Origin of the sequence: Streptomyces sp. NPDC048172 (assembly GCF_043202595.1) — a bacterium.
GTDB lineage: Bacteria > Actinomycetota > Actinomycetes > Streptomycetales > Streptomycetaceae > Streptomyces.
The window spans coordinates 413,584-429,420 of sequence record NZ_JBIDAT010000001.1; the positions used below are offsets into that span (position 1 = coordinate 413,584).

General features: G+C 72.5%; 14 protein-coding genes. 4 read left to right on the top strand and 10 right to left on the bottom strand.

Annotated features, from left to right (window positions below; genetic code table 11):
• The 5 genes from ACGF3A_RS01950 to ACGF3A_RS01970 all read right to left on the bottom strand — a co-directional run bounded on the left by ACGF3A_RS01950 (position 1) and on the right by ACGF3A_RS01970 (position 4,142).
• Positions 1–780 carry a succinate dehydrogenase iron-sulfur subunit gene (locus ACGF3A_RS01950; protein ID WP_393724765.1) on the bottom strand — a complete coding sequence of 260 codons (780 nt, stop codon included), beginning with the start codon at positions 778–780 and terminating at the stop codon, positions 1–3.
• Positions 780–2,534: a succinate dehydrogenase flavoprotein subunit gene (gene sdhA / locus ACGF3A_RS01955; RefSeq protein ID WP_393724766.1), complete on the bottom strand. Its 1,755-nt coding sequence runs from the start codon at positions 2,532–2,534 to the stop codon at positions 780–782. Before sdhA ends, ACGF3A_RS01950 begins: the two co-directional genes overlap by 1 nt.
• A gap of 32 nt (positions 2,535–2,566) precedes the next feature.
• On the bottom strand, positions 2,567–3,061 hold the full coding sequence (locus tag ACGF3A_RS01960; protein WP_393724768.1) for a succinate dehydrogenase hydrophobic membrane anchor subunit: 495 nt from the start codon (positions 3,059–3,061) through the stop codon (positions 2,567–2,569).
• A 6-nt stretch (positions 3,062–3,067) separates the two neighbouring features.
• A complete protein-coding gene (gene sdhC / locus ACGF3A_RS01965; protein WP_393724770.1) occupies positions 3,068–3,448 on the bottom strand; it encodes a succinate dehydrogenase, cytochrome b556 subunit in 381 nt (126 codons plus the stop codon).
• Between the two features lie 196 nt (positions 3,449–3,644).
• Positions 3,645–4,142: a 2-oxo-4-hydroxy-4-carboxy-5-ureidoimidazoline decarboxylase gene (locus ACGF3A_RS01970; RefSeq protein WP_393724771.1), complete on the bottom strand. Its 498-nt coding sequence runs from the start codon at positions 4,140–4,142 to the stop codon at positions 3,645–3,647.
• Positions 4,143–4,311: 169 nt separating this feature from the next.
• Here ACGF3A_RS01970 and ACGF3A_RS01975 point away from each other — a divergent pair, with 169 nt between their 5' ends.
• The 3 genes from ACGF3A_RS01975 to ACGF3A_RS01985 all read left to right on the top strand — a co-directional run bounded on the left by ACGF3A_RS01975 (position 4,312) and on the right by ACGF3A_RS01985 (position 8,457).
• Positions 4,312–5,940 carry a glycoside hydrolase family 20 protein gene (locus ACGF3A_RS01975; RefSeq protein WP_393724773.1) on the top strand — a complete coding sequence of 543 codons (1,629 nt, stop codon included), beginning with the start codon at positions 4,312–4,314 and terminating at the stop codon, positions 5,938–5,940.
• A 373-nt stretch (positions 5,941–6,313) separates the two neighbouring features.
• Positions 6,314–7,069, top strand: a complete 756-nt coding sequence (locus ACGF3A_RS01980) for an RNA polymerase sigma factor (protein ID WP_393727092.1) — start codon at positions 6,314–6,316, stop codon at positions 7,067–7,069.
• Positions 7,069–8,457, top strand: a complete 1,389-nt coding sequence (locus ACGF3A_RS01985; RefSeq protein ID WP_393724775.1) for a hypothetical protein — start codon at positions 7,069–7,071, stop codon at positions 8,455–8,457. Before ACGF3A_RS01980 ends, ACGF3A_RS01985 begins: the two co-directional genes overlap by 1 nt.
• A gap of 160 nt (positions 8,458–8,617) precedes the next feature.
• On the opposite strand, the gene ACGF3A_RS01990 is transcribed toward ACGF3A_RS01985, so the two are convergent.
• Entirely contained in the window at positions 8,618–9,565 is a 948-nt protein-coding gene (locus tag ACGF3A_RS01990) for a L,D-transpeptidase family protein (protein WP_393724777.1), read from the bottom strand.
• Positions 9,566–9,816: 251 nt separating this feature from the next.
• On the opposite strand from ACGF3A_RS01990, the gene ACGF3A_RS01995 reads away from it, so the two are divergent.
• Entirely contained in the window at positions 9,817–11,400 is a 1,584-nt protein-coding gene (locus tag ACGF3A_RS01995; protein ID WP_393724779.1) for a methylmalonyl-CoA mutase, read from the top strand.
• A 27-nt stretch (positions 11,401–11,427) separates the two neighbouring features.
• Here the strand turns inward: ACGF3A_RS01995 and ACGF3A_RS02000 are convergent, their stop codons facing one another.
• The 4 genes from ACGF3A_RS02000 to ACGF3A_RS02015 all read right to left on the bottom strand — a co-directional run bounded on the left by ACGF3A_RS02000 (position 11,428) and on the right by ACGF3A_RS02015 (position 15,807).
• Positions 11,428–11,814 carry a VOC family protein gene (locus ACGF3A_RS02000; RefSeq protein WP_393724781.1) on the bottom strand — a complete coding sequence of 129 codons (387 nt, stop codon included), beginning with the start codon at positions 11,812–11,814 and terminating at the stop codon, positions 11,428–11,430.
• Between the two features lie 39 nt (positions 11,815–11,853).
• Positions 11,854–12,723, bottom strand: coding sequence for a helix-turn-helix domain-containing protein (locus tag ACGF3A_RS02005; protein WP_393724783.1), 870 nt, complete (start codon positions 12,721–12,723; stop codon positions 11,854–11,856).
• Positions 12,724–12,766: 43 nt separating this feature from the next.
• Positions 12,767–14,182: an amidase gene (locus ACGF3A_RS02010; protein ID WP_393727094.1), complete on the bottom strand. Its 1,416-nt coding sequence runs from the start codon at positions 14,180–14,182 to the stop codon at positions 12,767–12,769.
• A gap of 128 nt (positions 14,183–14,310) precedes the next feature.
• Positions 14,311–15,807, bottom strand: a complete 1,497-nt coding sequence (locus ACGF3A_RS02015; RefSeq protein WP_393724785.1) for an FAD-dependent monooxygenase — start codon at positions 15,805–15,807, stop codon at positions 14,311–14,313.
• Between the last annotated feature and the right edge of the window lie 30 nt (positions 15,808–15,837).

Below are 15,837 nucleotides of genomic sequence, written 5' to 3' on the forward strand. Positions count from 1 at the left end.
TCAGAAACGACGCGTGATCAGCGCGCGCTTCACTTCCTGGATGGCCTTGGTGACCTCGATGCCGCGCGGGCAGGCGTCCGTGCAGTTGAAGGTCGTACGGCAGCGCCACACGCCGTCGCGGTCGTTGAGGATCTCCAGGCGCTGCTCGCCCGCCTCGTCACGCGAGTCGAAGATGAAGCGGTGCGCGTTGACGATCGCCGCCGGGCCGAAGTACTGGCCGTCGTTCCAGAACACCGGGCACGACGAGGTGCACGCCGCGCACAGGATGCACTTGGTCGTGTCGTCGAACCGCTCGCGGTCCTCGGCGGACTGCAGACGCTCGCGCGTCGGCTCGTTCCCGGAGGTGATCAGGAACGGCATGACGTCCCGGTACGCCTGGAAGAACGGCTCCATGTCGACCACCAGGTCCTTGAGGACCGTGAGCCCCTTGATGGGCTCGACGGTGATCGGCTTGTCCGGGCCGATGTCCTTGATCAGCGTCTTGCACGCCAGCCGGTTGCGGCCGTTGATCCGCATGGCGTCCGAGCCGCAGATGCCGTGCGCGCAGGAGCGGCGGAACGTGAGGGTCCCGTCCATCTCCCACTTGATCTGGTGCAGCGCGTCGAGCACGCGCTCCTTCGGGTCGATCTGCAGGGTGAAGTCCTGCCAGTTCGCCTCCTCCGCGACCTCCGGGTTGAAGCGGCGGATCCGCAGCGTGACCGTGATCAGGTGGGAGGCGCTGTTCTCCGCCGAGTCGACAGGACCGGCGGAGTCGTTCTTCTCAAGTGTCGCTGTGCCCATCAGTACTTACGCTCCATCGGCTGGTAGCGGGTCTGGACGACCGGCTTGTAGTCCAGCCGGATCGACTCGGTGCCGTCGTCGCCCACCTCGCGGTACGCCATGGTGTGCCGCATGAAGTTGACGTCGTCGCGGTTCGGGAAGTCCTCGCGGTAGTGACCGCCGCGCGACTCCTTGCGGGCCAGCGCCGAGACCGCCGTGACCTCGGCGAGGTCCAGCAGGTTGCCCAGCTCCAGGGCCTCCAGCAGGTCCGTGTTGAAGCGCTTGCCCTTGTCCTGGACGCTGATGCTCCGGAACCGCTTGCGGAGGGCGCCGATCTCCTCGACGGCCTCCTTGAGGGTCTGCTCCGTGCGGAAGACCATGACGTTCTTGTCCATGGTCTCCTGGAGCGCCTTGCGGATGTCGACCACGCGCTCGGTGCCCGTCGCGTCGCGCAGGTTCTCGATCTCGTCCTCGACGAACTTAGCCGGGTCCTCCGGCAGCTCGACGAAGTCGGCCGTCGCGCTGTACTCGGCGGCGGCGATGCCCGCGCGGCGGCCGAAGACGTTGATGTCCAGCAGCGAGTTGGTGCCCAGCCGGTTGGCGCCGTGCACGGAGACGCAGGCGACCTCGCCCGCCGCGTACAGGCCGGGGATCGGCGTGGTGTTGTCGAGGAGCGCCTCGCCCTTGACGTTGGTGGGGATCCCGCCCATCGCGTAGTGCGCGGTCGGCTGGATCGGCACCGGGTCGGTGTACGGCTCGATGCCGAGGTACGTACGCGCGAACTCGGTGATGTCGGGCAGCTTGGCGTCCAGCTGCTCCGGCGGCAGGTGCGTGAGGTCCAGGTAGACGTGGTCCTTGTCCGCGCCGCAGCCGCGGCCCTCCCGGATCTCGGTGTAGATCGCGCGGGAGACGACGTCACGCGAGGCGAGGTCCTTCATGACGGGCGCGTACTTCTCCATGAAGCGCTCGCCGTCCTTGTTGCGGAGGATGCCGCCCTCACCGCGGGCGCCCTCCGTCAGCAGGATGCCCATCTTCCAGATGCCGGTCGGGTGGAACTGGAAGAACTCCATGTCCTCCAGCGGCAGCCCCCGGCGGAACGCGGCGGCCTGCCCGTCACCGGTCAGCGTGTGCGCGTTCGAGGTGACCTTGAAGAACTTGCCGTTGCCGCCCGAGGCGAAGACGACAGCCTTGGCCTGGAAAACGTGGATCTCGCCGGTCGCCAGCTCGTACGCGACGACGCCCGCGGTCTTCTTGACCCCGTCGACCTCGTTGAGCAGCAGGTCCAGGACGTAGAACTCGTTGAAGAACTCCACGCCCTCCTTGACGCAGTTCTGGTACAGCGTCTGGAGGATCATGTGGCCCGTACGGTCCGCGGCGTAGCAGGACCGGCGCACCGGGGCCTCGCCGTGGTTGCGGGAGTGCCCGCCGAAGCGGCGCTGGTCGATCCGGCCCTCGGGGGTGCGGTTGAAGGGCAGGCCCATCTTCTCCAGGTCGAGGACCGAGTCGATGGCCTCCTTCGCCAGGATCTCGGCGGCGTCCTGGTCGACCAGGTAGTCGCCGCCCTTGATCGTGTCGAAGGTGTGCCACTCCCAGTTGTCCTCCTCGACGTTGGCGAGGGCCGCGGCCATGCCGCCCTGCGCCGCGCCGGTGTGGGAGCGGGTGGGGTAGAGCTTCGTCAGCACGGCGGTACGGCTGCGCTTGGTCGACTCGATGGCCGCGCGCATGCCCGCGCCGCCGGCGCCGACGATGACGGTGTCGTACTTGTGGATCTGCATGGGGATTACCTCAGCCTCGTCCCGTTCGAGCTTCAGCGGATGTTCGGGTCGAAGGTGAAGATCACCAGCGTGCCCAGCAGGACGGTGAAGACGGTGGCCGTGTACAGCAGCATCTTCAGCCAGAAGCGGGTGTTGTCCCGCTCGGCGTAGTCGTTGATGACCGTGCGCAGGCCGTTCGCGCCGTGCAGCATCGCCAGCCACAGCATGAGCAGGTCCCAGACCTGCCAGAACGGCGAGGCCCAGCGGCCCGCCACGAAGGCGAAGCCGATCTTGCTCACGCCGCCGTCCAGCACGAGCTGGATCAGCAGGTGGCCCAGGACGAGCACCACGAGCACGATGCCGGACAGCCGCATGAACAGCCAGCCGTACATCTCGAAGTTGGTGCGCGACGCCTTGGGGGTCTTGGCGGTGCGCGCGCGGGGGGCCTCGATGACGGGCGCCGGGTGGTCCACGTCGTACAGGCTCACGCCCTCGGTCGAGGGCACCGCGTCCTGGACCTCGTCGGTCTTGGTCGTCTCGGTCGACATCAGGCATCAGCTCCCGAACAGCGTGCGCAGCGTGTGGCTCAGCACCGGGTAGAAGGCACCGGCCATGAGGACGATCCACACGCCCATCACGGTCCACAGCATCTGCTTCTGGTACCTGGCGCCCTTCGACCAGAAGTCCACGGCGATGACCCGCAGGCCGTTCAGCGCGTGGAACAGGATGGCGGCGACGAGGCCGTACTCCATCAGGTTGACGAGCGGTGTCTTGTAGATCGCGACAGTGTCGTCGTACGCCTCGGGGGAGACGCGGACGAGCGCGGTGTCGAGGACGTGCACGAACAGGAAGAAGAAGATGAGGACGCCGGTGACTCGATGAGCCACCCAGGACCACATTCCTTCCCGGCCGCGGTACAGCGTTCCAGCCGGCACGGAAAAACCCTCCGGGAGCGGATATCGGGGCCAGCCGGCTTCCTGGGTCGGTCGGGCCCGGCCGGGTACGGTCCACCGGCCATCCGTCATCGTAGCGACGCGCTGTCGGCACACCGGTGCCGGGTGTGCAGGTGTGATCAATCAGCCACCGGTTGGCCCAGCGGAAGCCCCGGAACGAGGGGGGTGGCGGCCCGTGTCAGCCCGCCGCGAGGCGCGCCAGCCGCCCGCGCGCCACCCGGCGCAGCTCGTCGGCCGCCACGACGCGCTCCTCCTCCGGCTCGTTCGCCAGCCGGACACGCAGGCCCGCGAGGGTCTGGTCCAGGCGCTCGTCCGGCGCCCACTCGTCGAGGCAGATCACGAAGGCGTGCCCGAACCTGCTCTCGTACGCCGCCTGCGCGGCGCGCAGCGCGGTGTGCGCCGCCAGGGTGCCGGGCTGCGGGTCGCCGCCGAGGGAGCCCTGGTGCGGGTGCGGGGCCGTCTCCCCGGCGAGCGCCTCGGCGAGGTCCTCCGCCGTCAGGTCGTAACTCGCCTCGTCGGCCGCCGCGAGCAGCGCGTCCACGTCCGGGTAGGGGCGGTGCGCCGCCAGCCGGCGCGCCCAGCGGGCGCTCGCGCAGCAGCCGAGGAGGAGCGCCTCCACCTCGTCCGGCCGCGAGGCGTTGAACCGCTCCAGGACGGTGGCGGTGGACAGACGCATGGGCTCCATTCGGATGTGACTTCGGATACAGAAGTGGTGTAGGAGTCTCGTCACCGTAGCCGCGTGCGCAGGGACTCGTCCGACCGAACCTCAGTTTTTCACCCGGACGGGAACGCTCTGTCATGCATAGCTGACAAAGGCGGTCCGAAAGGGGCAATACCGTATTCCTATGGGACGTAACTGGCCAAAGACGCTTGCTGTTTCCGGCGGAGTGCTCGCCGCCGGGACCGTGGCGGCGCTCACGCTCAACGGTCTGACCGGCGGCTCCGACGGTTCCGACGGCTCCGACGGCGCGAGCGGCAAGCACGGCACGGACGACCGCGCCGGCGCGTCCCGCACGCCCGGCCCCAAGCCGCCCACGGGCCCCGCCCGCCTCGGCCCCGAGCCCTCCGCGATCCCCTCCGTACGGGACTGGCAGCCCGTGCGCGGCCCCGGCTGGAAGCCGACGAAGTGGACCCGCGTCGTCGCCACCCGCGCCTCCCTCGCCGACGAGGCCGAGCTGCTCGCCGCCGAGCTGAAGGTGCCCGTCTCCAAGGGACCGGCCCGCACCGGCGACATCGAGCTGAAGACCTCCGGCAAGACGGGCGACGGCGGGCGCGAGGCGTACACGCTCACCAGCGGCAAGGGGCGGATCACCGTCAGCGGCGGCTCCGACGCCGGTGTGTTCTACGGCACACGCACGCTGCTCCAGACCTACCGCGCCCAGGGCCGGTTCGCCGACGGCACCGTGAAGGACGCGCCGGACCGCCCGCAGCGCGGCTTCTCGCTCGACATCGCGCGCAAGCACTTCAGCGCCGAGTGGATCGAGGCCCGCATCCGCGAGATGGGCGACCTCAAGCTCAACCAGCTGCAGCTGCACCTCTCCGACGACCAGGCGTTCCGCGTCGCCAGCGACAGCCACCCCGAGGTCGTCTCGGACCAGCACCTCACCAAGGCGCAGGTCCGGAAGATCGTGAAGCTCGCCGCCTCCCGGCACATCACCGTCATCCCCGAGATCGACTCGCCCGGCCACCTCGGCGCCGTCCTCAAGGCCCACCCGGATCTCCAGCTCCGCAGCGCCTCGGGGAGCGTGGCGCGCGGCGCCATCGACATCTCGAAGCCGAAGGCCGCGAAGATCGTCGACGATCTGCTCGGCGAGTACGCGGACCTCTTCCCCGGCCGCTACTGGCACCTCGGCGGCGACGAGTACCAGGCGCTGATGACGGAGAACCCGTCCCGCTCGTACCCCGGGCTCGCCGCGAAGGCCCGCTCCGCGCACGGCGGCGCCGCCGACATCCAGGACCTCGCGACCGCCTGGCTCAACGACCGGGCCGCCACCGTGCGCAAGCACGGCAAGGTCCCGCAGGTCTGGAACGACGGCATGCACCGCGACGGCACCGTGAAGCCGTCCAAGGGCCGCGAGGTCGCCTACTGGACGGGCAAGGAGATCGGCGCCCGGCAGCCCGAGGAGTACCTGAAGGAGGGCTGGAAGGTCCTCAACCTCAACGACGAGTACCTGTACTACGTCCTCGGCCAGCCCAACGACTTCACGTACCCCACCGGCAAGCGGATCTACGAGGAGTGGACGCCCGCCGTGCTGCGCGGCACCAAGCCCGTGCCGTCCAGGTGGGCGGGGAGCGACCGCATCCCGGGGGCGCGCTTCGCGGTCTGGGGCGACCTCGCGAACGCCCAGACCACCGAGCAGGTCGCCAAGGGCATCCGGATGCCGCTCAAGGCCACCGCGCAGAAGATCTGGAACCCGGCGGAGCCGAAGCTGTCCTGGCCGGAGTTCAGCGCGCTCGCGAACAAGGTCGAGTAGCGGGGGCGCTCCGGAGACGGGCCGGAAAAGCGAAGACGACCGGGGTCGCCACCCCCCACAGGAGAGACCCCGGCCGCCGTCGGGCACGGGCGCACTACGCCAGCGGCTTGCCCGTACTCACCTCAGCGCCGGACGCCCGCAATCTGTTACGGGAGGCGTACGGCACGTTTCGCGCGCGCGTGCCGGGGTGCTCGTGGCAGGGTGGCACTGACGCCCGGCGATCGTGTCCTCACGGACCGCGTACCGAGTGGCCCTACTCGCCGGTCCGGCATGGACGAGCGAGCACACTTGGCCTTAGCGTGCTGCATCGCATCGACGCCGGTCGGTGCGTGGACGACCGTTCGGTGCGCCGAGAGTGGGGCGAGACACAAGCGTGCAGGGGGACGACGCGGAGCTGACCGCTGCGGTACGCGCGGCGCAGGAGGGGGACGAGGCCGCCTTCCGCACCGTCTACCGCACCGTGCACCCGCGTCTGCTCGGATACGTCCGGACCCTGGTCGCCGACCCGGACGCGGAGGACGTCACCTCCGAGGCCTGGCTCCAGATAGCCCGCGACCTCTCGCGCTTCAAGGGCGACGCCGACAGGTTCCGCGGCTGGGCCGCGCGCATAGCCAGGAACCGGGCGCTGGACCACCTGCGGATGCGGGGACGGCGCCCCGCGGTCGGCGGTGACGAGAGCGAACTCACAGGGCTCCCCGCCGGAGCCGACACGGCGGACGAGGCGCTGGAGGCCCTGGGCACGGGCCGCACCATGGCGCTCATCTCGCGACTCCCCCGCGACCAGGCGGAGGCCGTGGTGCTGCGGGTCGTCGTCGGGCTCGACGCGAAGAGCGCCGCGCAGGTGCTCGGCAAGCGGTCGGGGGCGGTCAGGACCGCGGCGCACCGGGGCCTGCGGAAGCTCGCGGAGATGCTGGACGCGCCCCCCGAACACCCCGACGAACACCCGGGCGGACGCCCCGAGCGAGGCGCCCCGGGAACGGCAGGCGGAACCGCCGGGGACGGGGCCTCGGGCTCCGCCGGAGGTTCCGCGCGCGCCCCGCGGCAGGGCAACGCCGGGGGCGAGGGCAGGGCACGGGGCCTGGCGCGCGGTGTGACGCATAAAGCCACACGAACGCTGAGGGAAACGTGATGGCGGACGACCGGTACAACTGGCTGGACGAGGAAACCGCGGAGCGCCTGCTGCGCGGTCTGCCGGTCGACGCCCAGGACACCCGTCGCGAGCGGAGCCGGGACCGGAACCGGAAGGACCGCAAGGGCCAGGGCGCGTTGAACGTCCCCGGTGACGCGTGGTTCGAGGAGGCAGACCGGCGCACGGCGGAACGGCTCGCCTCGGTGCTGGACGCCCTGGCGACCGAGCACACCCACGCCGAGACCCCCGCGCGCGGCTCCACCGCCGTCGAGCTGCCCGGCGAGGCCGCCGCGCTCGACGCGTTCCGCGCGGCGCGCGTCGGTGTGCTGCACAGCGGCTCCGTGGGCATGGCGGGCTCCAACGGCGATTCCGGTTCGGCCTCCGCTTCCGCCGCATCCGGCACCCCGAACGGCGGCCGTGGCGGCGGGCGCTCCCGAGCGAAGCGCCGCCCGCACGGCGAGCGGCGCGGCCGCTCCGTGCTCGGCGGCAGACCCCTGCGCGCCGGGTTCGCCGTGGCCCTCGCGGGCTGCGCGCTCGGCGGCGTCGCGGTGGCCGCGGGCGCGGGCGTCCTGCCGACGCCGTTCGGCGGGAAGGGCACCCCCGCGGTGAGCGTCTCGCCCGTCGCCAGCCCCGACGAGGAACACTCGCGGGGCTCCGGCGAGGCCAGCTCCGACCCGTCCGACGACGAGGACACCCGCGACACCTCGGGCGGCAAGCCCGACCGCGACCCGGACGGCAAGAAATCCAAGAGCCCCAGCGCGCCCGGCGACCGCCACTCCGGCTCCGGCGGCTCGCCGGACGACACGGACAGCGGCACCGGCCACGGCAAGCACGGCGACGACCACGACGACCAGGGCGACTGGGACGAGGGCAGCGGCTCCGGCTCCCAGAACAAGCAGGCCGTCGCCGCAGCGCTGTGCAAGGCGTACGACGAGGGCAAGCTCAGCGCGAGCGACCGCAGGAAGCTGGAGCGCGCGGCGGGCGGCCGGGCCGTGGTCCAGAAGTTCTGCTCCAAGCACGGCGGCCCCGTCGGCGGCACGGCCGCCTCGGGCGGCTCCGGCGGCGCGGGAGCGGTCGGCGGCTCCGGCGGCGGTCCCGGCGGCTCGGGTGGCAACCACGACTCGGGCGGCGGCGCGGGCGGCTCCTCCGGCTCCGGCGGCTCGACCGGCAAGCCCGGCAGCTCCGGCGGCGACACGGGAGGCGGTGAGGAGGACGGCGGTTCCTCCGCCGGCTCCGGTGGGGAGAGCGACTCAGGCGGCTCCGGCGCGACGGGTTCGGGTGCGACGGGTTCGACCGCTTCCACCGGCGGTTCGGCGAGCGCGCCCACCGCCTCCGGCGTCTCCGCCCCGGCCGACGGGGCAGTGACGGGCGCCACACCCGCTCACTGACACGCGGGTGTGACACATTTTCTCGGTACGGCGCAGTAGTGAGTGAGCCGACTGGTCATCGGCGGCGCGGTAAGCCCGAGGTTCCCCCCGTACCTCAGGGTTCGCGCGATAGGCGCGGGCGGGGCACGTTCCCCCGGTCCCGCCCGCGCCCCCTCGGGGATCACTTGTAGACGACGACCTTGTCGCCCGGTTTCACGGTGTCGAAGAGGGCGGCGATCTTCTTCTTGTCCCGTACGTTGACGCAGCCGTGCGAGGCGCCCGTGTAGCCGCGTGCCGCGAAGTCCGCCGAGTAGTGGATCGCCTGGCCGCGGCTGAAGAAGAGCGCGTACGGCATCGGGGTGTCGTAGATCGTCGAGTGGTGGCGGCGGCTCTTGAAGTCGACCTTGAACTCGCCCTCGCGGGTGGGCGTGTACGCCGAGCCGAAGCGGACGTCCATCGCCGAGCGGACCTTGCCGTCCACCATCCACGCCAGCGTCCGGCTCTCCTTGCTGACGCACAGCACCCGCCCCGTCATGCAGCGCGGGTCGGGGTCGTCGAGGGGGAGCGAGGTGGGCGGACGCAGCTCGCTCCGGGAGGGCGCGTGCGTACGGGCGCGGAGCGCGGACCAGACGGTGTCCGTGACCGTGCCGGTGCGCGTGAGGCCCTGCTGGCGCTGGAAGGCGCGGACGGAGTCGGCGGTGACCGAGCCGTAGTACCCCGTCGGGTTGCGGTCGAAGAGCTTGAGCTGCCGGAGCCGGGCCTGGAGTTCGCGGACGCGGGGCCCCTCGGCGCCGGAGCGCATCAGCACGGGGTGCGCGGCGGGGCGCGCGGTGCGCGGCGGCCCGGTCGGGGTGGAGCGCTCCGGACGGGGCGTGGCCGATGTGGGCTTGGTCACAGGGGACGCGGGCGGCGAGGAGTGCGGGGTCCGCTCGGCGGGGGTCTGGGTGGGTGCCTGGGAGATCCGTATCGGTGACCCGTCGGCCTTCCCGCCCGCCCCGTCCTGCACCGCGCATCCCGCCGCGGCCCCCGCCCCGAGCAGCAGCGCCGCCCCGGCGGCACCGGCTCTCGCGCCCCGGGTCCGCCCCCGGGCGCGGGTCCGTACGGCTGCCTTTCGTGGTGCCCCGTCCATCCGAATCCCCCCGGACAGTCCCGTGGATGTACGGCCCCATCACTGCCCAGCGCGCGGCACTCGCGAACCTGCCGCCCGGCGGAGGAAGCTGTGAGGAAGGTCCCAGGCGAGGGTGTTCCACGGCTCGCACGCCGCTCGCTACAGTCCGTGTCGGGCGCGGAGACGGCGACATCCACCCGCGACCCCGCTACCCGTACCGGCCCGGCTTCAGCACGCACGCACGTACGCAGCACGCACGGAGGCTTCAGACCATGACACGCCATTCGGAATCCGGTCAGCCCATCGAACCGGTCTACGGCCCGGATGCGCTGTCCGACTGGTCCGCCTCCGAGAAGCTGGGCGAGCCCGGCGCGTACCCGTTCACGCGGGGCGTCTACCCGTCGATGTACACCGGGCGTCCCTGGACGATGCGGCAGTACGCGGGCTTCGGCACCGCCACCGAGTCCAACGCGCGCTACAAGCAGCTCATCGAGAACGGCACGATGGGTCTCTCCGTCGCCTTCGACCTGCCGACCCAGATGGGCCACGACAGCGACGCGAAGATCGCGAGCGGCGAGGTCGGCAAGGTCGGTGTCGCCATCGACTCGATCGACGACATGCGTGTCCTGTTCGGCGGCATCCCGCTGGACAAGGTCTCGACGTCGATGACGATCAACGCCCCGGCCGCGCTGCTGCTCCTGCTCTACCAACTCGTCGCCGAGGAGCAGGGGATCGAGCCCTCGAAGCTGACGGGGACGATCCAGAACGACGTGCTGAAGGAGTACATCGCGCGCGGGACGTACATCTTCCCGCCCAAGCCCTCGCTGCGGCTGATCGCGGACATCTTCAAGTACTGCAGGGCCGAGATCCCCAAGTGGAACACCATCTCGATCTCCGGCTACCACATGGCGGAGGCCGGGGCGACGCCCGCGCAGGAGATCGCGTTCACCCTCGCGGACGGCATCGAGTACGTCCGTACGGCCGTCGCGGCCGGGATGGACGTGGACGACTTCGCGCCGCGCCTGTCCTTCTTCTTCGTGGCGCGCACGACCTTCCTGGAGGAGGTCGCCAAGTTCCGCGCGGCGCGCAGGATCTGGGCGAAGGTGATGAAGGAGGAGTTCGGCGCCGAGAACCCCAAGTCGCTGATGTTGCGCTTCCACACGCAGACGGCCGGGGTGCAGCTCACCGCGCAGCAGCCCGAGGTCAACCTCGCCCGCGTCACCGTGCAGGCCCTGGGCGCGGTCCTGGGCGGCACCCAGTCGCTGCACACCAACTCCTACGACGAGGCCATCGCGCTGCCCACCGACAAGTCGGCCCGCCTCGCGCTCCGTACGCAGCAGGTGCTCGCCTACGAGTCGGACGTGACGGCGACGGTGGACCCCTTCGCGGGCAGTTACGTCATCGAGTCCATGACGGACGACGTGGAGGCCGCCGCCGTCGACCTGATGCGCCAGGTCGAGGACCGGGGCGGGGCCGTCGCCGCGATCGAACAGGGCTTCCAGAAGAGCGAGATCGAGCGCAGCGCGTACGCCGTCGCGCTGGAGACGGACAGCGGCGAGCGCGTCGTCGTCGGCGTCAACCGCTTCCAGATGGCCGAGGAGGAGCCGTACGAGCCGCTGACCGTCGATCCCGCGATCGAGCAGCAGCAGGCGGAGCGGCTCGCCCGGCTGCGCGCCGAGCGGGACGGCGAGGCGGTCACCGCCGCGCTCGACGCGCTGCGCAAGGCCGCCTCGGACGACGAGGAGAACATCCTCTACCCGATGAAGGAGGCGCTGCGCGCCCGCGCGACGGTCGGCGAGGTCTGCGACGCGCTCCGCGAGGTGTGGGGGCGCTACGTGCCCGCCGACTCGTTCTGACCCGCTTCCCGCGCGGCGGGGCGCGCTTCAGAGCTTCGGCGCGTACGTCCCGAAGCTCCAGAAGTTGCCCTCCGGGTCCTTGGCCGCGAACTCCCGCGAGCCGTAGTCCATGTCGGTCAGCGGCATGACGATCTCCGCGCCCGCCGCCTCGGCGGTGGCGTGCAGCGCGTCGGGGTCGTCCACGACGACATAGACGGCCGAGGGACCGAGCCCGGCCATCACGCCCTCGTCGCGCTTCTGGCCGAACATGACGACGCCGTCGCCGCGCCGCATCTCGGCGTGGACGACGGTGCCGTTCCCGTCCTCGTGCGCCGCGAGCGTGGTGAAGCCGAAGGCCCGCTCCAGGAACGCGAGCGCGGCGCGCGGATCGCGGTAGGTCAGCACGGGGATGGCGGTGGGCGACTGGGAAGACATGGTGTCCGTCCTTTCCGGTCAGGTCTGGTGCGTACGACGCTACGGAGCGGCGCCCGCCAGGTCTTGGACGAATGGGAACGCGCCGTCCGGCGGGTGTCGCTCCAGGTAGGCAGTGGGGGAGCAGCCCGCGAGGGCGCGGAAGTCCCGGTTGAGATGCGCCTGGTCGTAGAAGCCGCAGCGCTGCGCGGCCTCGGCGAGCGGCGTGCCGGGGGAGGAGCCGAGCAGCTCCAGGACGCGCTGGAAGCGGACGACCCGGGCGAACGCCTTGGGCGTCATCCCCGTCTGCTCCCGGAACCGCCCGGTCAGGTGCCGCCTGCTCCAGCCCGTGTCGCGCGCCAGCTCCGCCACGGGCGTCCGGCCGCCGCTCGCGGTGAGCAGCCGCACCGCGCGGGCGACCTCGGGGGAGGTGCGGGGCCCGTGCGCGGCGCGCGCCGCCAGCGCGCGGTCCAGCAGCGCGAAGCGCTCCTCCCAGCCCGGGGCCTCGGCGAGCCGCTCCAGCAGGTCAGGGGGCCAGGGGAGGTCGTCCAGCGGCACGATCCTGTTCCCGTACTCCCCGGGCGGGACGCCGAGCACCGCGAACGCGCCCGCGGGGGTGAGCGGGACCTCGATGCCGTGCTGCCGGCCCGCGTGCTCGGTGACCACGGGGGCGTCGAAGAGCCCGGCGACGAAGCTGGTGAACCGCTCGGGACGGGACGCCGCGGGGTGCGGCAGCGAGGAGAGCGGGTCGCCGAAGCTGAGGATCAGGGTCACGCCCGTGTGCGGCACCTCGGCGCGGCTGAGGGGGGCGGGGGTCCGCTCCCAGTACCCCTGGTACGGCCCGGACAGCCCGGCGAGCGGCGGCGCGGGAGCCCGCTCCCACATCCGCCAGCCGAAGCCCTCCTCGACCCGCCCCGTCGTGCGTACCGGCATGTCTCCACGGTGGCAGACCCCACTGACAGTCACACGGCGGCGGTCACGCGGGGAGCGGCTCCGGCCAGCGTTCGTACCAGCGCTGGTCCGCCTCCAGCTGGGCGGCGAGCGAGATCAGCAGCGGTTCGCCGTGCGCGGGGCCGAGGAGCTGGGCGCCGAGCGGCAGCGGGGCCTCGCCGGGGCCGGGGGAGGCCATGCCCGCGGGGACGTTGATCCCGGGCCAGCCCAGCACGTTCCACGGCCACGCGTACGGGCAGTGGGCGATCATCGTGCGGTCCGTCTGCCAGCTGGTCAGCCCCATCAGGTCGCCGACGCGCGGGGGCGGGGTCGCGGTGGTGGGCGCGAGCACCACGTCGTAACGGCGGAAGATCCGGCCGACGTACCGGTGCAGCGGCCCCTCCGCCGCCCGCGCCACGCGCAGCGGCGGCCCGCCCAGCAGCCGTCCGGTGCGGGCCGCGCCGCGTGTACGGGGGTCCAGCAGCTCCTGGTCGGGCATCCGCCCGGCCCACTCCCTGATGCCCGCCGTGGCGCGCGGTACGAACGTCAGGCCGATCGGCCCGTAGTGCGGGTCGGCCTCCTCGACCTCGTGGCCGAGCGCGGCGAGCCGGTCGGCCAGGCCGCGCACGGCCGAGGCGACGAGCGGGTGGAGCCGCTTGGGGGTGGCGGTGAAGGCCGTACGGGTGGAGAGCGCGATCCGCAGCCGTCCGGGGTCGCGGGTGGCGGCGGCCCGCGCCTCGACGGGCGGCGGCCGGTGGAGGTCGCCGGGGTGGCTGCCCTGCGCGGCGTCCAGGAGCAGCGCGGCGTCGCCCACGGTCCGCGCGAGCGTCCCGTGCACGGTGATCCCGTTGAACGCCTCGGGGTCCGGCCAGGTCGAGATCCGCCCGCGCTGCGGCTTGATGCCGATCAGGCGCGTCCAGGAGGCGGGGATACGGACGGAGCCCGCGCCGTCCGAGCCGAGCGCGGCCGGTACCAGCCCGGCGGCGACGGCGGCGGCGGAACCGCCGGAGGAACCGCCGGGCGTGAAGGCGGTGTTCCACGGGTTGCGGACCGCGCCGAAGGCATGGCCCTCGGTGAAGGGCCACTGGCCGAGCTCCGGGCTGTTCGTCTTGCCCACGATCACCGCGCCCGCGGCGCGCAGCCTGCGGACGGCCTCGGCGTCGGCCGTCTTGAGCGGGAAGTCGCCCGCGCAGCCGAACGCCGTGGGCTCGCCCGCGATGTCGGTGTCGTCCTTGACGGCCACGGGCACGCCCAGCAGCGGCAGCCGCCGCCCCTCGGCGAGGGCCCGGTCGGCCCGCTCCGCCTCGGCGAGCGCGGCCTCGCCGCGGACGACGCGGAACGCGTTGAGCGTGTCCCCGCTCGCGGCGATCCGCGCCAGCGCGCGCTCGGTGAGCTCGCGCGAGGTCACCTCGCCGGAGGCCAGGGCCGCCGCCTGCGCGGCGAGTCCGGGGACGGCGGTCACCGTGGGGGAGCGGTCGGGACGGTGGGGAGCGGCGGGCGGACCGGTCTCGGCTGACACGACGTGCACCTCCAGTGGTCGTTCCCCACTCTCCCCGAAGTGGCGCGACCGCGAAACCCGTCAGTAACAAGCTAGAGGGAGCGCAGACGGCGCAGGTACGCGTCGACGTCCCCGGGGGACTCCGTCATGAGCGCCACATAGCCGTCGGGCCGTACCAGGCACAGGGCACGCTCCGGATACCCGGGCGCGGACGGCACCTCGTACGGACGGACAAGAGGCGGGAGGTTCTCCGGCGGCTCCGTCCCGCCCAGGGCGAGAAGCGTGAAGTGCGGGCCCCTGAAGGCGTCGAAGAGGCGCAGCGCCGTGCCGTCGCCGCCGTCCGGCAGGGAGCACTCGGCGTCGGGCGCGCGGTCGCCGCCGTCCGGCAGGGAGCACTCGGCGTCGGGCGCGCGGTCGCCCGCGCGGAGGCCGTCGCCGGGCCCGTCGCCGGAGCCGTCCCGGTAGGAGAGGTCCAACTGGTGCGTCTCGTGGCCCCGTCGGGTCCCGCCCGTACGGTGCAGCCGGGTGGAGAGGCCGAGCATCCCGGCGGCGAGCGGGGCGCGTTCCTCCTCGTACGTGTCCAGCAGCGCCGGGTCCGCGTGGCCGCGCAGCACCAGGCCGAGCTTCCAGCCGAGGTTGTAGGCGTCCTGGACGCTGGTGTTGAGCCCCTGGCCGCCCGCGGGGGAGTGGATGTGCGCGGCGTCGCCCGCGAGGAAGACGCGGCCCTCGCGGAAGCGGTCGGCCAGCGCGGCGCTCGCCCGGAAGTCCGAGGCCCAGAGGACCTCCTTGACCTGTTCGCCGTCCAGATGGGTACGCGCGGCGACCAGCTCCCGTACGCGCGCGAGGGGGGCGTCGGCCTCGCCTTCGGGCAGCCGCGCGTTCATGGCCGCCATCTGGAAGACGTCCGCGCCGGGCAGCGGGCACAGGGCCAGCGGGCCGTCCGCCGCCTTGGGCCACACGTGCCAGTGCAGTGCGTCGAGGCCCTCGATCCGTACGTCCGCGATGAGGGTCGGCTCCTCGGTGAGGCTCTCGCCGTTCATCCGGACGCCCAGCGCGCCCCGTACGGCGCTGCGCCCGCCGTCGGCCGCGACCAGGTAGGCGGCCCGTACGGAGGGGGCGTGGGCGAAGTGCGCGATGACGCCGTCCCCGTCCTGCGCGAGGCCGGTCAGCCGGGCGCCGAACTCCACGTCGCCGCCGAGCGCGCGCAGCCGCTCGTACAGCAGCTCCTGGGTGCGCCACTGGGGCAGCATCCACACCTCGCGGTAGGGCACGCCGGGGCCCTCCGCGCGCTCGACCATGGAGTGCTCGCCCGCGGGCCGCCCGTCCTCCCACAGCAGCATCCGCGGGTACGGGCCGCCGTCGCGCAGCACCGCGTCCACGATCCCGAGGTCGTCGAGGACCTCCAGCGTGCGGGGCTGGATGCCCTTGCCGCGGGAGCCGGGGAAGAGGCCGTCCGCGGCCTCGACGAGGCGGGCGTGGATCCCGCGCCGGGCGAGATCGCAGGCCAGGGTCAGCCCGGTGGGCCCGGCGCCGACGATCAGGACCTCGGTGTCGGCCCCCGTCTCCTTAACGTCGTTAAATTCGCTCATGCGGGCATGGTGCGCTTAACCTTGTTAAGG

What these genes read in the sequence shown, in the direction of transcription:
- ACGF3A_RS01950 (WP_393724765.1), bottom strand. Translation starts at nt 780, where the DNA reads ATGGGCACAGCGACACTTGAGAAGAACGACTCCGCCGGTCCTGTCGAC.
- sdhA (WP_393724766.1), bottom strand. Translation starts at nt 2,534, where the DNA reads ATGCAGATCCACAAGTACGACACCGTCATCGTCGGCGCCGGCGGCGCG.
- ACGF3A_RS01960 (WP_393724768.1), bottom strand. Translation starts at nt 3,061, where the DNA reads ATGTCGACCGAGACGACCAAGACCGACGAGGTCCAGGACGCGGTGCCC.
- ACGF3A_RS01970 (WP_393724771.1), bottom strand. Translation starts at nt 4,142, where the DNA reads ATGCGTCTGTCCACCGCCACCGTCCTGGAGCGGTTCAACGCCTCGCGG.
- ACGF3A_RS01975 (WP_393724773.1), top strand. Translation starts at nt 4,312, where the DNA reads ATGGGACGTAACTGGCCAAAGACGCTTGCTGTTTCCGGCGGAGTGCTC.
- ACGF3A_RS01985 (WP_393724775.1), top strand. Translation starts at nt 7,069, where the DNA reads ATGGCGGACGACCGGTACAACTGGCTGGACGAGGAAACCGCGGAGCGC.
- ACGF3A_RS01990 (WP_393724777.1), bottom strand. Translation starts at nt 9,565, where the DNA reads ATGGACGGGGCACCACGAAAGGCAGCCGTACGGACCCGCGCCCGGGGG.
- ACGF3A_RS01995 (WP_393724779.1), top strand. Translation starts at nt 9,817, where the DNA reads ATGACACGCCATTCGGAATCCGGTCAGCCCATCGAACCGGTCTACGGC.
- ACGF3A_RS02000 (WP_393724781.1), bottom strand. Translation starts at nt 11,814, where the DNA reads ATGTCTTCCCAGTCGCCCACCGCCATCCCCGTGCTGACCTACCGCGAT.
- ACGF3A_RS02005 (WP_393724783.1), bottom strand. Translation starts at nt 12,723, where the DNA reads ATGCCGGTACGCACGACGGGGCGGGTCGAGGAGGGCTTCGGCTGGCGG.
- ACGF3A_RS02015 (WP_393724785.1), bottom strand. Translation starts at nt 15,807, where the DNA reads ATGAGCGAATTTAACGACGTTAAGGAGACGGGGGCCGACACCGAGGTC.